Origin of the sequence: Kribbella sp. NPDC050459 (assembly GCF_040655315.1) — a bacterium.
Classification (GTDB): domain Bacteria; phylum Actinomycetota; class Actinomycetes; order Propionibacteriales; family Kribbellaceae; genus Kribbella.
The window spans coordinates 210,215-225,997 of record NZ_JBFAJQ010000014.1 but is presented as its reverse complement, the minus strand read 5'-3'; the positions used below and the strand labels follow the sequence as shown (position 1 = coordinate 225,997).

Genomic DNA, 15,783 nt, shown 5'->3' with positions numbered 1-15,783 from the left:
GGAAAACAGGGGGTGACTGACTAGGGACACAAGGTAGCTGGTCAGAATAGGCATCTCGCCGCCTGATGTTAGTAGGGCTGACAAGGAGATGCGATCGCATGTCGAGCCGGCTGGACGACGAGCTTTCCAGGCTCGTGAGCGCTGGTGTGCTGCGCCAGTACCAGGCCGACTCGATCCGGGACGCCGCCGACGCCGAGATCGACGCGGCGCTCGCCGACCCGGGCCGACCCCGTCCGCACCAGGAGCCCGCCGAGCCGGAGCCGGCCAGGAGCAAGCGGTCGCCCGCCCCCGCCCGCACGAGCGCGCTGGTGGAGGTGCTCGGGTACGTCGGCGGCGCGTTGCTGCTCGGCGCCGTCGCGCTCCTGACCTTGGCGAACTGGGGCGAAATGGGTCGCGCAGCCCGGATCACCACCGGTACGGCGGCCGCGGTCGTGCTGCTCGGCGCCGCGGTCGTGCTGGCGCTGCTGCGGCGGCGGGAACAGCTGAGCTCGGCGCTCGCGGCCCTGGGGTGCTGCGTGGCCGGGTTCGCGACCTACGTGGCGATCGAGGGGGAGACCGGCCGGGTGGCCGGGGTGGTGATCGCGCTCGCGCTGGCGGCCGGCGGGGTGTGGTGGCTGACGCAGCCTTCGTTGCTGGTGGCAACGTTCGGGATCCTCGCCGTGGGTGTGTTGGTGATCACGGCAGATGTCCTCACTCCGGACACCGGGTCGGCGCCGAACAGTGCGGGGATCGCCGGGACCGGGTTCATCATCGTGGCGTTCGTGTTCGCGATGCTCGGTCTGGTGCGCGATCAGGTGACGTCGTGGTCACTGGCCGGAGCGGCGATGTTCAGCTCGTCGATCTGCTGGCTGGTCCAGGAGCGCGGCGAGATCATGGCGCTGGCCGTCGGTACGGCGGGCCCCGCGGCGCTGCTGGTCGCGTACGGGCGGACCCGGCGCTCGGCGTACGCCGTGGTCGGCTGCGCGATCCTCCTGGTCATCTGGCCGACCGCCCTGTATCAACTGACCGACAACCTCGCCGGCGTCGCCATCGGCCTCGTCGTCGCCAGTGCGGTCCTCCTGCTGGCCGTCCTCATGCTCAGCCGACGCCGCTCGAACGCGTAGGAGCGCCTGCAACGCGCGCCGTTTGGCCGTGGGTGGCGTTGATACGGCAGACTCGCTGGGGTGACTGCTCCCACTCCGGCCCTTGTCGAGCTAGCGGTTGCCCATGGCGTGGCGACGGAGTACTGGAACTGGCAGGGCGAGCATGTGATCGTCTCCAGTGAGGTCGTGGCCGACGTGCTCGCTGCCCTCGGTGTGGACGCCTCGACGCCGGAGAAGGCGGCCCTGGCGCTGGCCGAGCACCAGCAGGCGCGCTGGCGCCGGACGCTGCCGGCAACCGTCGTGATGCGGGAGGGCTGGACCCCGTGGTTCGCCGTACACCTCCCGCACGGCTCCACGGCGGAGGTGTGGATCGACCTCGAGGACGGCGGCCACCGGCGGGACATCCCGCAGCAGGAGCACTGGGTCGAGCCGGAGTGGATCGACGGCGTCCAGGTCGGTGAGGCGACGTTCCAGCTGCCGGGCGACCTGCCGCTCGGGTACCACCGGCTGTGCGCGCGGATCGGCACCAACCCGGAGATCTCGGTCAGCACCCTGATCGTCACGCCGGCGAAGCTGGAGCCGGAGAAGCTGCAGCGGACGTGGGGCTGGGTGCTGCAGCTGTACTCCGTGCGCTCCCGCCGCTCCTGGGGCATCGGCGACCTGCACGACCTAGGGGACCTGGCCGCCTGGTCCGCGCACGACCTGGGAGCGGGCTTCGTCCTGGTGAACCCGCTGCACGCCGCGGAACTGGCCGGCCGCATGGAGCCCTCGCCGTACCTGCCGGCGTCCCGGCGCTTCGCGAACCCGATCTACCTGCGCATCGAGGACATCGACGAGTACGGCGACCTCGCCCCGGCGGAGCGTGACCGGGTGCGGGCGCTGGCGCTGCAGGCACGCGCACTGAGCGAGGACTCGACGGCGCTCGACCGCGACACGGTCTGGGCGGCCAAGCGGGAGGCGCTGCAGGTGCTGTTCGGCGTGCAGCCGTCCGTGGGGCGGATCGCGGAGTACGGCGCGTTCTGCGACCGGGAGAGCCAGGGGCTGATCGACTTCGCCACCTGGGCCGCGATCGCGGACGTGCACGGGCCGGAGTGGAGCAAGTGGCCCGAGGAACTGCAGGAGCCGACCTCGCCGGAAGTTGTTGCCTTCCGCAATGAGAATCCGGACGCGGTGGAGTTCCACTGCTGGCTGCAGTGGCAGCTCGACGAGCAGCTGGCGCGGACCCAGGCCCGCGCGAAGGCGGCCGGCATGTCGCTGGGTGTCGTCCACGACCTGGCCGTCGGCGTGCATCCGGACGGCGCCGACGCCTGGGCGCTGCAGAACGTGCTTGCGCGCAACATCCACGTGGGTGCGCCGCCGGACGCGTTCAACCAGCAGGGACAAGACTGGTCGCAGCCGCCGTGGCGGCCCAACGCGCTCGCCGAGACCGGGTACGCCGCGTGGCGGGACCTGGTGCGCGCGGTGATGCGGCACGGCGGCGGGCTGCGGATCGACCACATCCTCGGCATGTTCCGCCTGTGGTGGGTGACGTCGCCGGAGCGGCCGACCGAGGGCACGTACGTGCGGTACGACCACGAGGCACTGGTCGGCATCCTGGTGCTGGAAGCGCAGCGGTCCGGGGTGACCGTGATCGGTGAGGACCTGGGGACCGTCGAGCCCTGGGTGCGCGACTACCTGACCGAGCGGGGCATCCTGGGTACGTCGGTGCTGTGGTTCGAGCGGGATGCGAACGGTAAGCCGCTGTCGCCGGAGCGGTGGCGGGAGCTGTGCCTTGCCACGGTCACCACCCACGACCTGCCGCCGACGGCGGGCTATCTCGCCGGCGATCACGTCGAGCTGCGGAACCGGCTGGGGCTGCTGACCCGGCCTGTGGAAGAGGAGCTGGCGGTCGACGAAGCCGATCGCGACGCCTGGCTCGACGCGCTGCGTGAGCGCCACCTGCTCAGCAACACCGACGGCGATGTCGAGCGCATCGTCGAGGCCATGCACCGGTACGTCGCGCACACGCCGGCGAAGCTCGTTGGTGTCGCGCTGACGGATGCGGTCGGGGAACGCCGTACGCAGAACCAGCCCGGCACCACCGACGAGTACCCGAACTGGCGCGTCCCGCTCGGCGGACCGCGCGGCGAGCCCGTCCTGATCGAGGATCTGCCCAACAACCAGCGCCTCCGACGACTGATCGGCGCGCTGAACATCTAGCTGTTCGTATCTATCTGTATTCGCCTGCTCACGAACCGTTGACAATAGATTTGAACGGTTGTTTTCTATTGAGCAGGAGAGGCGCCTTCCTTCGCTGTCCACCGCCCCAACAGTTGAAGGAGTTTGTTGCATGCTGCCCAAACGAAGGCTCAGCCTGGCCGGAATTGCCGTCGGCGCTCTCGCGCTGACCGTCAGTACGTCGGTCCCGCTCGCCTACGGACATGGTTGGACGAACTCGCCGATCAGTCGCGCCAAGCTCTGTCAGCAAGGCGCCGTACAGAACTGCGGTGCGATCCAGTGGGAGCCGCAGAGTGTCGAAGGGCCGAAAGGCTTCCCGGCCGCGGGACCGGCTGACGGTGTGCTGTGCTCGGCCGGGCTCGCTCAGTTCCACGAACTCGACGACCAACGCGGGGGAGCCTGGCCGGCTACCGAATTGCAGGGCGGGCAGGGGTTCACGTTCACCTGGCACCTGACCGCCCCGCACTCGACCGCCGACTTCTCGTACTACATGACCAAGCAGGGCTGGAATCCGTCGCAGCCCCTGACCCGGTCCGCGCTCGAGCTGACGCCGTTCCTGACGGTCAAGATGAACGGCAGCCGGCCGCCGAACGACGTGTCGCACCCCGGCACGATCCCGTCCGGCCGGTCCGGGCGGCACATGATCCTCGCGGTCTGGACGATCGCCGACACCGGGAACGCCTTCTATCAGTGCTCGGACGTTAATTTCTGATTCAACCTGACGTTTCGCCAATAACTTTCCTGGGAATTGCACTCCTTGAAATAACCGCCCCATATTTCAAGGAGTGTCCCCATGAAGTTGCTCCGTCGCGTCGTGGTTCCCCTGGTCGCCGTGCTCGTCGGTCTGCTGCCCGGAGTGGTGGCGGTCGAGCAGGCGTCCGCGCTGACCAAGCTGACGCACTCCCAGGCGACCTCGATCTTCCGGGCCGCCGGCCTGACCTGGTCGTCCAGCGGTGGCTGCTCGGACCGCTACAACTCCACGTGCACGTCGTTCGAGCAGATCAACGACAGCACGGCGTACGGCGTGCGCACGCTGAAGACCGCCAGCGGGTGCGCGGTCAACATCACCGGCGGTACCGAGGTCGGCCATGCGAGCGGCACCTACAGCCACTGGAACGGATACAAGGTCGACATTTCGAAGTACACCTGTGTCGGCAACTACATCCGCAACACGTTCACCCGGATCGCCGACCGCGGCGACGGCGCCGCCCAGTGGCGCTCCGGCGCCGGCAACATCTACGCCGACGAAGGCAGCCACTGGGACATCACCTACTACAACTGCGGCGGCTGCTGACAAGAGCTGCTGACAGGTCTGGCGGGAGGGGCCTCGGTCCCTCCCGTGCGGCGGGTACTAGGCTTCGGCTTGTGATTGTCGAATTGTCCGGGCACTCGTTGCTGGTGTTCGTCGGGATTCCTGCCCTCGTCATCGCCGTGCTGGCGCTGCTGGTGTTCGCGTCGTCGATCGCGAGCGGCCCGCGGTACCGTCCGGGCCTGTCCTGGTGGGCCCCGCCGGTCTGGATCAACGGACCGACGGCGACCAAGCCCGACCCGGCCAACCTGCCCGAGATGCCTGAGCTGACCAGTGCACCGGGTGCCACCGCGACCGCCGGCACCGGCGTCGCCCGCACGCTCGGAGGCGCAAGTGCCAGCTGGTGACGCATTCACCCCCGACCAGCTCTACGACATCGAGCGCGCCGTCCGGAACGCCGAGGAGACCTCCGGCCTGCACTTCTCGGTGTACGTCGGCGGCGCGGACTCGGAGACCCGCCCGTTCGCGATCGAGCTGCTGAACGAGCTCGACGACCCGGACAGCAGCATCCTGGTGTACGTCGACCCGGCCGGCCGTCGCCTCGAGATCGTCACCGGCTCGCTGGCCAGGCGGCAGCTGTCGGACGCGTCCGCCGGCCTGGCCGCGCTGACCATGCAGACCTCGTTCGCGACCGGTGACCTCACCGGCGGCCTGGTCACCGGCGTCCAGCAGCTGGGCGCGCACGCTCACCAGCCGCCGCTGCTGCACGCGAACAACGAGCCGCACAAGCTCTGACGTGGCGGCCCTGCAGCCCCGTCGCATCGACCTGGACGACGTCGTACTGCGTCCGTTCGTCGCCTCCGACGAGGCTGCGGTGGCCCTCGCGCTGCAGGACCCCGGCATCCTCCGCTGGACCGCCGGTACGGCGGTGATCAGCACGCCGTCCGACAAGCGCGCCCGCCGTTGGCTCGAGCCGCGGATCGACAGCTGGGCGCGCGGCAACGCGGTCTTCGCGATCGCGGACACGCAGAGCGATCAGGTGATCGGCAGCGTGACGCTGCGGGACGTCCACCGCGTACCGGACCAGGCCGTGGCGGCGTACTGGGTGAGCCCACTCGCCCGTGGTCGCCGGCTCGGTGCCCGCGCGCTGGACGCGGCCGCGCGCTGGGGCTTCGCGGCCGACGGCCTGCGGCTGCACCGCATCTCGCTCGACCACGCGCTGGTCAACGAGGGGTCCTGCCAGGTCGCACAGCGCGCCGGGTTCCAGCTCGAAGGCGTGATGCGTGACTACTACGTCGAGCCGACGGGGCAGCGGCACGACTCGCACCTGCACGCCCGGCTGGCGACCGACTCAGTGCCGTCAGTGCCCTCAGTACCTCAGCCGGCCGGTTCGTAGGTCGGGCACGGGCTCTGGTACGCCGCCTGCGTGCGCGGGTCCAGGCACAGGTTCAGCATCTGCTCCGAGGACGTTCCCGGGCCGAGGTAGACCATCCAGGTGCCAGTGACCGGCGTAAGTGAGCTGGTCGTGAGGCCCGGGTACTGACCGTCGACAAGCATCGCCTTCGCCGGGATGCCGGCGCGCGTGATCTTGGCGGCCGTCTCCTTGGCCGTCTCGCCCGCGTCGGCCGGGTACTTGTCGAGCATCGCGATCCACTGGCCGCTCTTGAACTTCGGCGAGGCCGGACCGGTGTTCACCGGCGGTGGTGTGGTCGTCTGAGCCTTCGCTGTCGGCTTCGGGGCGCTCGCGGACACCGGCGGCTTCCGGTCGGCCTTGGTGACGCTGCCGGTCGCGCTCGCGGTCGGCGCGGCCGGTGCCGCGGCGCCGCTGTCGGTCCCTGACCCCATGCGCAGTCCGTCGGCGGGTGTCTCCGAGTCCGCGCCGCGGGTGAGGATGAACGCGAACACCGCGACCATCGCCAGGCTGGCCACGATTGCTGCGCCGATCGCACTGCGCGATCGCTGCGGCTTCCGCGACCGCGCCGCGGGCGCGTTCCGTCGGGCGGCAGGCCGCTGCTGTCTGCGGGCGGCCCGAGCGGGCGGCTTCCGGTGGTCGACGCGTGTCACGGCAAGGGCCCCTCCCCGACACCCTGATGGATATATGCGGTGCAGCTTAAACCGAACGCACGAGTAAGTGAGCCTTCTTCAGGTGGTAAGAATCTCTTTCCCCAGAAGGGAATCGCACACCGCGCACACTCCTTCACGATCCGCCGACCAACAATCGTTTGATCCTCACGGGTAGCGTTCGCGCTACCACTGTCCGGGTCCGGAGGCGATGGCTGCCGTCCGGCGGCGCTGGCAGCCTCGTGCCAGCTGACCGACCCGGCCGCCGCGGCCCGCCAGGCAGCTCAGTGAAGACCTGGAGGGCCTGTCGCCACAGGTGATCAAGGAGTCGCTGGCGCGCAGTCTGGAGAACCTCGGCCGGGACCACATCCCGCCGTACCGCTGGAGGTGCAGGTCGAGACCTTCGGCGCGCACGTGGCCGAGGGGACCGTCGGCCTGGTCGGGCTGAGCAACTACTGGAGCTGGCAGATCGAGCGGTTCAGGACATTGGCGGCTGCGGCAGGTCTGCCGGGGTGCGAGGTGCTGCAGCATCACCACACGTACTTCCGGGCCCGGACCGATCAGGGTGGTCTCCGGTCGCGTGACGGCGCCATCGGAGTCACCGATGGTCAGCTGCTCAGCTATCTGCGTGCAGAGCCCGGCATGAGCCTGGTCGCGTACTCGCCTCTGCTCAGCGGTGGTTATGTGCGCGCCGACAAGCCCCTCGACGAGTCGTACGACCACGCCGGCACGAGAGCTCGCAAGCTCGCGCTGGACGACGTCGTCCGCGAGACCGGTGCGACAGCGAACCAGGTGGTGCTGGCCTGGCTGATGGGTGGCGAGCTCTCGATCATCCCGCTGGTCGGTGCGTCGTCGGTCGCCCAGCTCGACGAGACGCTCGCATCCGTCGACCTGGAGCTCACTGCGGACCAGCGGTACCGTCTCGACGCGGCCTGCCGGAACTAGCTGCCCGTACTAGGTACCGGACGGGATCCCGTCGGAGCGGGGTGCCGGGCGGGTGTCGAGGACGTCGTCGAGCCAGCCGTCGACGTCCACGCCGGCCGACAGGATGTGCTGCACGTACGACGCGCGCTCGTGGCTGAGGACCTCGAGTTCCCAGACGCAGGGCGCGGCGCCGATCGGTGCCGGGCGCAGGTCGTCGACGTCCATCCCGCTGAAGATGCTCAGCCGTGACTGGAAGTCCTTCGCCCAGCTCTGCACCACGAGGTAGATGCCGTCGTCGCCCAGATGCAGTACGACGACACCGAGCCCGACGGACCCCATCGCGTCGTCGAACTCGAGCTGCCGGGTGGCGGTGCCGCGGGCGACGTCGACCATGTGGTCGTCCCATTGCCGGCCGCGCGCCGTGACGACGTACGGCTTCACCAGACGGTGGGTGTACCGCCAGGGCATCAGTGGAGTGATGGGGCGGGGTCGGTACGCCTCTGCGAGTCCGGTCAGCGCAACAGCTGCCGCACCAGCCAAGGCGGGATCAGAGGCGGGCACCGACCCAGTCTTACCGCACGACGAGGTTCAAAGCGACAGGGCCGGTCCCGTGATGAGACCGGCCCTGTCGGAAGGGTGTCAGGCGACGATGTCGTTGGCCTGTGCGGCGATCGCGCGGGTCAGATCGGCCTGGGCCTCGGTGACGTACCGGAGCGTCGGCGCGTCGACGGTCGACGACTCCACGGCCAGCCAGCCCGTCAGCGCGTCGAGCGCGCCCTGGTCGGCGAGGTGCCGCGGGGACAGGTACACGAGCACGTTCTCGCCCATGGACGAGCCGAGCCGCGTGTACACGTCCTTGGCCGCGTTCAGGTACTTGTCGACGTACGGCCGCAGCAGGTCCTCCTGGCCCGGCTGCTGGAAGCCGAGGATGGTCCGGAACTGGGTCTCGTTCGGAGTGTCCTCGGACTCGACGGCGACGCGCCAGGCCTCTTCCTTCGCCTCCGCGGTCGGCCGGGCGGCACGGGCCTGGGCAGCCCGCTCCTGACCGGTGATCGTGGTGTCGCGGGTGAGCTCGTCGTCGATCTCGTCGGCGCCGATCCGGCCGAGCCGGGCCAGCGCCACGATCAGCGTCCAGCGCAGGTCGGTGTCGACGACCAGACCCTGCGGCAGGTCGCGACCCTCCAGCCAGCCGGCGAGCCGGTCGGCACCGGCGTCGGAGAACACCGCCGAGCTGTACGCCCGGACGAACGCCAGCTGGTGGTCGCTGCCCGGCGCCGAGTCGGCGACCAGTCCGGCGAGCGCCTCCTCGAACTGCGCGCGCAGGGCGGGCCGGTTCTGCGGAGCGGCGTACTGGTTGATCGCGCTGCTCGCCTGGTTGAGCAGGGAGCGGACACCGGTCAGGTCGGTCTCGGCCCGGATGCCGCGCAGCACGATGCCGACGTACTGGCTGGCCGGCATCTCCGCGTCCCGGGTCATGTCCCAGGCGGAGCCCCAGGCAAGTGCCCTCGGCAACGACTCGGTGAGCTGGTCGATCGACTCCACCAGCGTGCCGCGGGAGCGCTCGTCGAGCCGGATCTTGGCGTAGGTGAGGTCGTCGTCGTTCAGCAGCACCAGGTCCGGCTGGGTCGCGCCGGTCAGTTCCGGGAGCTCGGTGCGCGGCCCGTCGATGTCCACCTCGAAACGCTCGGTCCGGACCAGGCCGGCCTCGGTCCGCCGGTACAGGCCGACCGCGAGCCGGTGCGGCCGCAGCACCGGGAACTTCTCGGTCGCGGTCTGCTCGATCGCGAACGACGTGAACGCGCCCTGCTCGTCGACCGCGAAGTCGGCCCGCAGCGTGTTCACGCCGGCGGTCCGCAGCCAGCGCTCGGTCCAGTCGTCGAGGTCGCGGCCGGACGCCTTCTCCAGCGGCTTCAGCAGGTCCGCGAGCTCGGTGTTGGAGAACGCGTGGTCCTTGAAGTATTCCTTGAGCGCGCTGACGAAGGTGTCCTCACCGACGAACGCGACCAGCTGGCGCAGCGTCGAGGCGCCCTTGGCGTAGGTGATGCCGTCGAAGTTCACCTCGACCGCGTGGAAGTCGATCATGTCGGCCGCGATCGGGTGCGTCGACGGCAGCTGGTCCTGCCGGTACGCCCAGTTCTTGCGGGCGTTGCAGAACGTGGTCCACGCGTCGGAGTACTTCGTCGTGGCGACCACCTGCGCCCAGTGGCTGGCCCACTCGGCGAACGACTCGTTCAGCCACAGGTCGTCCCACCAGGTCATCGTGACCAGGTCGCCGAACCACATGTGCGCCAGCTCGTGCAGCACGGTGTTGGCGCGCGCTTCCATCTCCGCGTGCGTCGTCCGGCTGCGGAACAGGTACTCGTCGCGCAGCGTCACGCAGCCCGCGTTCTCCATCGCGCCCATGTTGTACTCCGGCACGAAGGCCTGGTCGTACTTGTGGAACGGGTACGGCGTACCGAACGCTTCCTCGAAGAGCGCGAAGCCCTGCTTGGTGACCTCGAACAGGTCGTCGACGTCCAGCGCGCCCTTCAGCGACGGACGGCACAGCAGCGACAACGGGTACGTCCCGTGCGGCCCTTCGTACACGTCGGTGACCACGTGGTACGGACCCGCGACCACGGCGGTGATGTAGGTGGAGATCCGCTCGGTCGGCGGGAACTCCCAGCGCGCCAGCTCCTCGCCGTTCGCGCCCTGGTACGGCGTGGGCTCGGGGGTCGGGGCATTCGAGATGACGACCCAGCGGGCCGGTGCGGAAACGGTGAAGGTGAACGGGGCCTTGAGGTCGGGCTGCTCGAAGGTGGCGAACACCCGGCGGGCGTCCGGCACCTCGAACTGGGTGTAGAGGTAGGTCTCCTTGTCGGCCGGGTCGACCGAACGGTGCAGCCCTTCACCGGTCCGCGAGTACAGGCAGTCCGCCACCACGGTGAGCTCGTTGCGCTCCGCCAGCCCGTCGAGCTGGATGCGGGCGCCGTCGTACACGGCGTCCGGGTCGAGGGTCACGCCGTTCAGCGTCACCGAACGGACCGTGTCCGCGATCAGGTCGGCGAAGGTACTCGCCCCGGCCTCGGCCGCGAACGTGATGGTGGTCACCGACGGGTAGGTCGGAGCACCGGTCGGGGCGTTGGCCAGATCGAGCTCGACTGCGTAGCTCACGTCGCTGACCACGCCCGCACGGGAACGCGCCTCGTCGCGCGTCAGGTTGGTTCCAGGCATGTCGGCATCCTATGCACCTGGCTCGCGGGTTGGCCGAGGGTTTCCCCCCGACATTGGGTATTGGATACCGAGTCGGTATAACCGTTGTTTCAACTTTGTATGATGGTGAATATGACTGCCTCCGCTGATTTCTGGTTCGACCCGGCCTGCCCCTGGGCCTGGATGACGTCTCGCTGGATGCTCGAGGTCGAGCAGGTCCGGGACGTGACGACGACCTGGCACGTGATGAGCCTCGCCGTCCTGAACGACAGCCGTGACGAGCTCCCCGAGAAGTACCGCAGTTTCCTGAGCAACGCGTGGGGCCCGGTCCGCGTGCTGATCGCGGCCGAGCAGGCGCACGGCAACGAGGTTCTGCTGCCGCTGTACACCGCGCTCGGCCGGCGGATCCATGTCGAGGGCCGGGGGATCGGCGACGGCAAGGGCGACGTGATCAAGGAGGCGCTGGCCGAGGTCGGGCTGCCGGCATCGCTGATCGAGGCGGCCGACACCGACCGGTACGACGACGCGCTGAAGAAGTCGCACCACGCCGGCATGGACCAGGTCGGGATGGAGGTCGGCACGCCGGTGATCTCCGTCGAGGGCACCGCGTTCTTCGGTCCGGTGGTGACCCCGGCGCCCAAGGGCGAGGCGGCCGGCAAGCTCTGGGACGGCGTCCGGCTGGTTGCCGGCACCGAGGGTTTCTTCGAGATCAAGCGCACCCGGGACCGCGGGCCGATCTTCGACTGACGGTTCAGGGGTTGAACTTTCAGCACCCGGGCGGTGAAAGTTACTCACTCATGAATCCGTCCAGGAGTGAGTGGGTTTCCAGATGACCTTGGCCGCCGGCGTCGCCGTGTTCGACCGCCAGACCGGACAGTTCGTCCACCAGCAGGACGCGGACCAGCGCTTCCGGTCCGCGTCGGTGGTGAAGCTGCTGATCGCGCTGGACTTCTTCGCACGCCGCGGACCGGAGTACGACGTACCGCCCGACGACGGGAAACGGCTCGAGGTCATGCTGCGCAGCAGTGACGACGACGCGGCGAGCTACTACTGGGACCAGTTGGGCGGCGCCGCGATCGTGGACCGCACGGCCGAGCGACTCGGCCTGACGCACACGGCCGGACCGCCGCCCAGCCACCCGGGGTTCTGGGGGTACGTCGCGATCACCGCCGCCGACACCGTCCGGATCTACCGCCACCTGCTGGAGGACGCCCCGTGGCCGGTTCGCGACTTCGTGATGGGCCACCTGCATCAGGCGACCCGCCACGGCACGGACGGCTTCGACCAGTTCTTCGGGATCCCGACGGTCTTCGCGGACGGCTACAGCATCAAGCAGGGCTGGTCCGGGTTCCACGGGTCCAGCGGGTACCGGTCGGACCGGGCGAAACCGGAGTCCGTGGTCGACCTCGTCAACGACGCGCTGCACACGACCGGCACCGTCGGGCCGGACGACCGGAGCATCGTCGCGGTCTTCACGCTGCACCCGAGCGGGACGCCGTACGAGCAGGCGTACGCCGCGGTGACGGAACTGACCGCGGAGCTGACGGTGCCAGGCGGCGTACACGTGCGGAAAGCTGACAAGTAGATTGCGGGCCATGCGAGTGCACATCGGCTCCGACCATGCCGGCTTCGAACTCAAGAACCACCTGGTGCAGCACCTGACGGCTGCCGGGCACGACGTCGCGGACCACGGTCCGGCGGTGTACGACGCCGTCGACGACTACCCGCCGTACTGCCTGCGCACGGGCCAGGCCGTGGCCGGCGAACCGGGCAGCCTGGGCATCGTGATCGGCGGCTCGGGCAACGGCGAGCAGATCGCCGCCAACAAGGTGAAGGGCGTCCGGGCAGTGCTCGCCTGGAGCACCGACACCGCGCGGCTCGGTCGCGAACACAACAACGCCAACGTGATCAGCGTCGGCGCCCGGATGCACACCGAGGAGGAGGCCACCGCGTTCGTCGAGACGTTCCTGGCCACCGACTACTCCGGCGAGGAACGGCACACCCGCCGGATCGAGATGCTGTCCGCCTACGAGTCCACCGGCGAACTCCCACCGCTGCCCTGATCGTCGTGCTCGGTCGCATCGGTCGCATCGGTCGCATCGGTCGCATCGGTCGCATCGGTCGCCTCGGTGCCCGGCAGGACGGGGCGCCGTACGACGGGCTGACGGGGCCGCGACACGTCGCGGGCCCGCATGCTCCGGCCGGTGCCGACAACGGCCGGGGTGGGCGGACTCGTCCGGCCCCCTCTGGATCCATCTGTCGTCCCCATATGAGGAATCATGCCTGAAGGTCACACCCTGCATCGATTGGCGAACGACGTCTGGGACGCGTTCGGCGGCCGGACGGTTCGGGCGTCGAGCCCGCAGGGCCGGTTCGCCGAGGGCGCCGCGCTGCTCGACGGGCACCTGCTCCGCCAGACCGAGGCGCACGGCAAGCACTTCCTCGCCGACTTCGAGGGCGCGGGCTGGCTGCACATCCACCTCGGGCTGATCGGGAAGATGGACATCCGCCCGGCGCCGGTCCCCGAACCGGTCGGTCAGGTCCGACTGCGGCTGCAGAACGCCACGGCGTACGCCGACCTGCGCGGTGCGACCGTGTGCGAGGTGATCACCGACGAGGAGCGCGACAAGCTGCTCGGCCGGCTCGGTCCGGACCCGCTGCGTGACGACGCGGATCCGGACCTGGCATGGAACCGCATCCACCGTAGCAAGCTGCCGATCGGTCAGCTGCTGATGAACCAGGACGTGCTGAGCGGGGTCGGCAACGTGTACCGCGCCGAGGTGCTGTTCCGGGCCAAGCTGAACCCGATGACACCGGGCAACGTGGTGAAGAAGCGCGAGTGGCAGGGCATGTGGGACGACCTGCTCGCGCTGATGAAGTACGGCGTGGAGACCGGGCGGATCGACACCGTTGCCGACGACCACACCCCGGAGGCGATGGGCCGTGACCCGCGCCGGGACGACCATGGGGGCGAGGTCTACGTCTACCGGCGTCAGGGGCAACGGTGTTTCGTTTGCCAGTCGGTGATCCGCACGAAGATCCTCGCGGGCCGTAACTTGTTCTGGTGCCCCAAGTGCCAGCGAACCGGTCTCACTCGCAAGAGCTGACAGTCACCGGTTGTGTTTCGAATTGATGCACGGACCGATCGGTACCGTTATGTTCTTCACACCATGAGGAAGAGTGGCGGACTCGCGCTGATACGACGCATCGGCCGCCGGGTCGAGGCGCTGGGCCGGCGTGCCCGCCGTTCGCACCGCGTCGCCTTCGGCGCGCTCATGCTGGTGCAGTTGCTGATCTCGATCGCCTGCCTGGCCTGGTCGACGTTCGTGCCGGCCTCCTTCCTGATCGTCCCGCTGGTGGTCGGCGGCGTCCTGCTGCGGTTCGGGGAGCTGGTCGCGCTGACCGCGATCACGACGACGTTCGGCGCGTACGTCGTCCTGTCGCGCGGCCTGACGCTGCCCCGGATCGGCTTCGTGCTGGTGCTCGCGGTCGTCGGCTGGATCATGATCACCAGCGCGAAGGTGCGCAGCCGGCTCGGTGTTCCCGGGACGCGCGGCGAGTCGATGCTGATGGAGCTGCGCGACACGCTCACCGCACAGGGCGAATTGCCGACACTGCCGCCGGGCTGGCGGGTCGAGGTCGCGATCCAGTCCGCGGGCGGGTCGACGTTCTCCGGCGACTTCGTCGTGTCGACGGTGCACGAGCACGTCCTCGAGGTGGCGCTGGTCGATGTCTCCGGCAAGGGCATCGACGCCGGGACCCGGGCGCTGTTGCTGTCCGGCGCGTTCGGCGGGCTGCTGGGCGTCGTACCGGAAGCGGAGTTCCTGTCGTCGGCGAACCGGTACATCCGGCGCCAGGAGTGGGACGACGACTTCGCGACCGTGGTGCACGTCGTGCTGGACCTGCGCACGGGGGACTTCGACGTCCGGACGGCCGGGCATCCGCCGGCGATCCAGTTCGACGCGTGGTCGGGGCGCTGGCAGACGCGGGACACCGACGGGCCGCTGCTCGGGCTGGTGGAGTCGCCCGACTTCGAGGTGAACCACGGGCAGCTGAAGCTCGGGGACGCGTTGTTCCTGTACAGCGACGGGATGGTCGAGACGCCGCGCCAGGACATCGGCCGCGGCACGGACCGGCTCGCGGGCCACGCGGAGCGGCTGGTGGGGCAGGGGTTCCTGGGCGCGGCCGCGGAGCTGGTGGCCACCGCCGGCGGGCCGGGCGACGACTCGGCGATCGTCATCATCCACCGCATGGCGCATGCCTGAGGCAACCAAGTCTCTCGTTGTCATCCCCCGAGTTCGTTGACTTGGGCAACGAGAGGGGCATACTGCTGGAGAGATGTCCGCCCGGGTTGTGACCATTGGTGAGACAGGGGACTGGGGATGGTCGTCAAGGGGGTTCGCGCTCAGGCTGCCACGATGGTGGCGGCCGCCGGGGCGCTCACGGTTCTGATCGGCGCCGCCGCGATGTTCGTGCGGCCGGGCGGGGACGCGCTGCCGGCCGGCGCGGCGATGGCGGCGCCGCCGGGTAACAACGGGACGATCAAGATCGACGGGGTGGAACTCGGCGACAAACCACCGGAGAACAACCCGCACCAGGGGTGTTCGTTCACCGTCGAGTTCTACAACTACGAGGAAGGGCCGTACAACGCGCAGGTCATCTTCCAGGACCAGGCGCCGACGTCCGACGCCGGCGTACAGGTGGTGTCCGGCGACCTGAACCCGTTCATCGGCGGCGATCCTGCAGGCGGCGGCAACGACCTCGACGCACGCGTGGTCTACACGGTGAAGTTCACCGGCCAGCCGCACCCCGTGCAGGGCTACCACCTCAAGATCACCATCCACGCCCCCGGCGCCCAGGGCAACGACACCAAACACAAGGTCTTCTGGGTCAAGGGCTGCGACGCCCCACCCCCAACCACACCCCCAACGACGCCTCCGACGACACCTCCGACCACGCCGCCGACCACGCCGCCGACCACGCCGCCGACCACGCCGCCGACCACGCCGCCGACCACGCCGCCGACCACGCCGCCGACCACGCCGCCGACCACGCCGC

General features: G+C 69.5%; 18 protein-coding genes. 14 read left to right on the top strand and 4 right to left on the bottom strand.

Annotated features, from left to right (window positions below; genetic code table 11):
- Positions 1-98 precede the first annotated feature (98 nt).
- The 7 genes from AB0I12_RS34855 to AB0I12_RS34825 all read left to right on the top strand — a co-directional run bounded on the left by AB0I12_RS34855 (position 99) and on the right by AB0I12_RS34825 (position 5,944).
- Positions 99-1,103: a hypothetical protein gene (locus tag AB0I12_RS34855; protein WP_359938114.1), complete on the top strand. Its 1,005-nt coding sequence runs from the start codon at positions 99-101 to the stop codon at positions 1,101-1,103.
- A gap of 60 nt (positions 1,104-1,163) precedes the next feature.
- Entirely contained in the window at positions 1,164-3,281 is a 2,118-nt protein-coding gene (malQ, locus tag AB0I12_RS34850; protein WP_359938112.1) for a 4-alpha-glucanotransferase, read from the top strand.
- A gap of 130 nt (positions 3,282-3,411) precedes the next feature.
- A complete protein-coding gene (locus AB0I12_RS34845; protein ID WP_359938109.1) occupies positions 3,412-4,011 on the top strand; it encodes a lytic polysaccharide monooxygenase in 600 nt (199 codons plus the stop codon).
- A gap of 81 nt (positions 4,012-4,092) precedes the next feature.
- On the top strand, positions 4,093-4,593 hold the full coding sequence (locus AB0I12_RS34840) for a hypothetical protein (protein WP_359938106.1): 501 nt from the start codon (positions 4,093-4,095) through the stop codon (positions 4,591-4,593).
- Between the two features lie 71 nt (positions 4,594-4,664).
- Positions 4,665-4,955, top strand: coding sequence for a hypothetical protein (locus AB0I12_RS34835; RefSeq protein WP_355689473.1), 291 nt, complete (start codon positions 4,665-4,667; stop codon positions 4,953-4,955).
- Positions 4,942-5,343, top strand: coding sequence for a DUF5130 family protein (locus tag AB0I12_RS34830; protein ID WP_359938103.1), 402 nt, complete (start codon positions 4,942-4,944; stop codon positions 5,341-5,343). The genes AB0I12_RS34835 and AB0I12_RS34830 overlap by 14 nt, the downstream gene beginning before the upstream one ends.
- Before the next feature lies 1 nt (position 5,344).
- Positions 5,345-5,944 carry a GNAT family protein gene (locus AB0I12_RS34825; protein WP_359938100.1) on the top strand — a complete coding sequence of 200 codons (600 nt, stop codon included), beginning with the start codon at positions 5,345-5,347 and terminating at the stop codon, positions 5,942-5,944.
- Here the strand turns inward: AB0I12_RS34825 and AB0I12_RS34820 are convergent.
- Positions 5,926-6,477, bottom strand: a complete 552-nt coding sequence (locus AB0I12_RS34820; protein WP_359938097.1) for a hypothetical protein — start codon at positions 6,475-6,477, stop codon at positions 5,926-5,928. The two genes, AB0I12_RS34825 and AB0I12_RS34820, sit on opposite strands and share 19 nt — an antisense overlap.
- Positions 6,478-6,996: 519 nt before the next feature.
- Between AB0I12_RS34820 and AB0I12_RS34815 the strand changes: the two genes are divergently transcribed.
- Positions 6,997-7,554 carry an aldo/keto reductase gene (locus AB0I12_RS34815; protein WP_359938094.1) on the top strand — a complete coding sequence of 186 codons (558 nt, stop codon included), beginning with the start codon at positions 6,997-6,999 and terminating at the stop codon, positions 7,552-7,554.
- 9 nt (positions 7,555-7,563) lie between these two features.
- On the opposite strand, the gene AB0I12_RS34810 is transcribed toward AB0I12_RS34815, so the two are convergent.
- Together AB0I12_RS34810 and pepN are read right to left on the bottom strand one after the other, a co-directional pair.
- Complete coding sequence (locus tag AB0I12_RS34810) at positions 7,564-8,001, bottom strand: hypothetical protein (RefSeq protein WP_359938091.1); 438 nt, start codon at positions 7,999-8,001, stop codon at positions 7,564-7,566.
- Positions 8,002-8,172: 171 nt separating this feature from the next.
- Positions 8,173-10,746 (bottom strand): aminopeptidase N, encoded by a 2,574-nt coding sequence (pepN, locus tag AB0I12_RS34805; RefSeq protein ID WP_359938088.1) that lies wholly within the window; start codon positions 10,744-10,746, stop codon positions 8,173-8,175.
- 111 nt (positions 10,747-10,857) lie between these two features.
- Here pepN and AB0I12_RS34800 point away from each other — a divergent pair, with 111 nt between their 5' ends.
- From AB0I12_RS34800 to AB0I12_RS34790, 3 genes are all read left to right on the top strand, one after another.
- Positions 10,858-11,472, top strand: a complete 615-nt coding sequence (locus AB0I12_RS34800; RefSeq protein WP_359938085.1) for a DsbA family protein — start codon at positions 10,858-10,860, stop codon at positions 11,470-11,472.
- Between the two features lie 82 nt (positions 11,473-11,554).
- Positions 11,555-12,310: a hypothetical protein gene (locus tag AB0I12_RS34795; protein ID WP_359938082.1), complete on the top strand. Its 756-nt coding sequence runs from the start codon at positions 11,555-11,557 to the stop codon at positions 12,308-12,310.
- A gap of 10 nt (positions 12,311-12,320) precedes the next feature.
- The gene (locus AB0I12_RS34790) at positions 12,321-12,788 is read left to right on the top strand and encodes a ribose-5-phosphate isomerase (RefSeq protein ID WP_359938079.1); all 468 of its coding nucleotides are present in this window, start codon (positions 12,321-12,323) and stop codon (positions 12,786-12,788) included.
- On the opposite strand, the gene AB0I12_RS34785 is transcribed toward AB0I12_RS34790, so the two are convergent.
- Positions 12,752-12,994, bottom strand: a complete 243-nt coding sequence (locus tag AB0I12_RS34785; RefSeq protein ID WP_359938076.1) for a hypothetical protein — start codon at positions 12,992-12,994, stop codon at positions 12,752-12,754. The two genes, AB0I12_RS34790 and AB0I12_RS34785, sit on opposite strands and share 37 nt — an antisense overlap.
- Positions 12,995-13,004: 10 nt before the next feature.
- On the opposite strand from AB0I12_RS34785, the gene AB0I12_RS34780 reads away from it, so the two are divergent.
- The 3 genes from AB0I12_RS34780 to AB0I12_RS34770 form a co-directional block, all read left to right on the top strand.
- Positions 13,005-13,832, top strand: coding sequence for a DNA-formamidopyrimidine glycosylase family protein (locus AB0I12_RS34780; RefSeq protein WP_355689456.1), 828 nt, complete (start codon positions 13,005-13,007; stop codon positions 13,830-13,832).
- Between the two features lie 63 nt (positions 13,833-13,895).
- Positions 13,896-14,990, top strand: coding sequence for a PP2C family protein-serine/threonine phosphatase (locus AB0I12_RS34775; RefSeq protein WP_359938073.1), 1,095 nt, complete (start codon positions 13,896-13,898; stop codon positions 14,988-14,990).
- A gap of 117 nt (positions 14,991-15,107) precedes the next feature.
- The coding region (locus tag AB0I12_RS34770) for a hypothetical protein (protein WP_359938070.1) at positions 15,108-15,783 on the top strand (676 nt) is incomplete at its 3' end.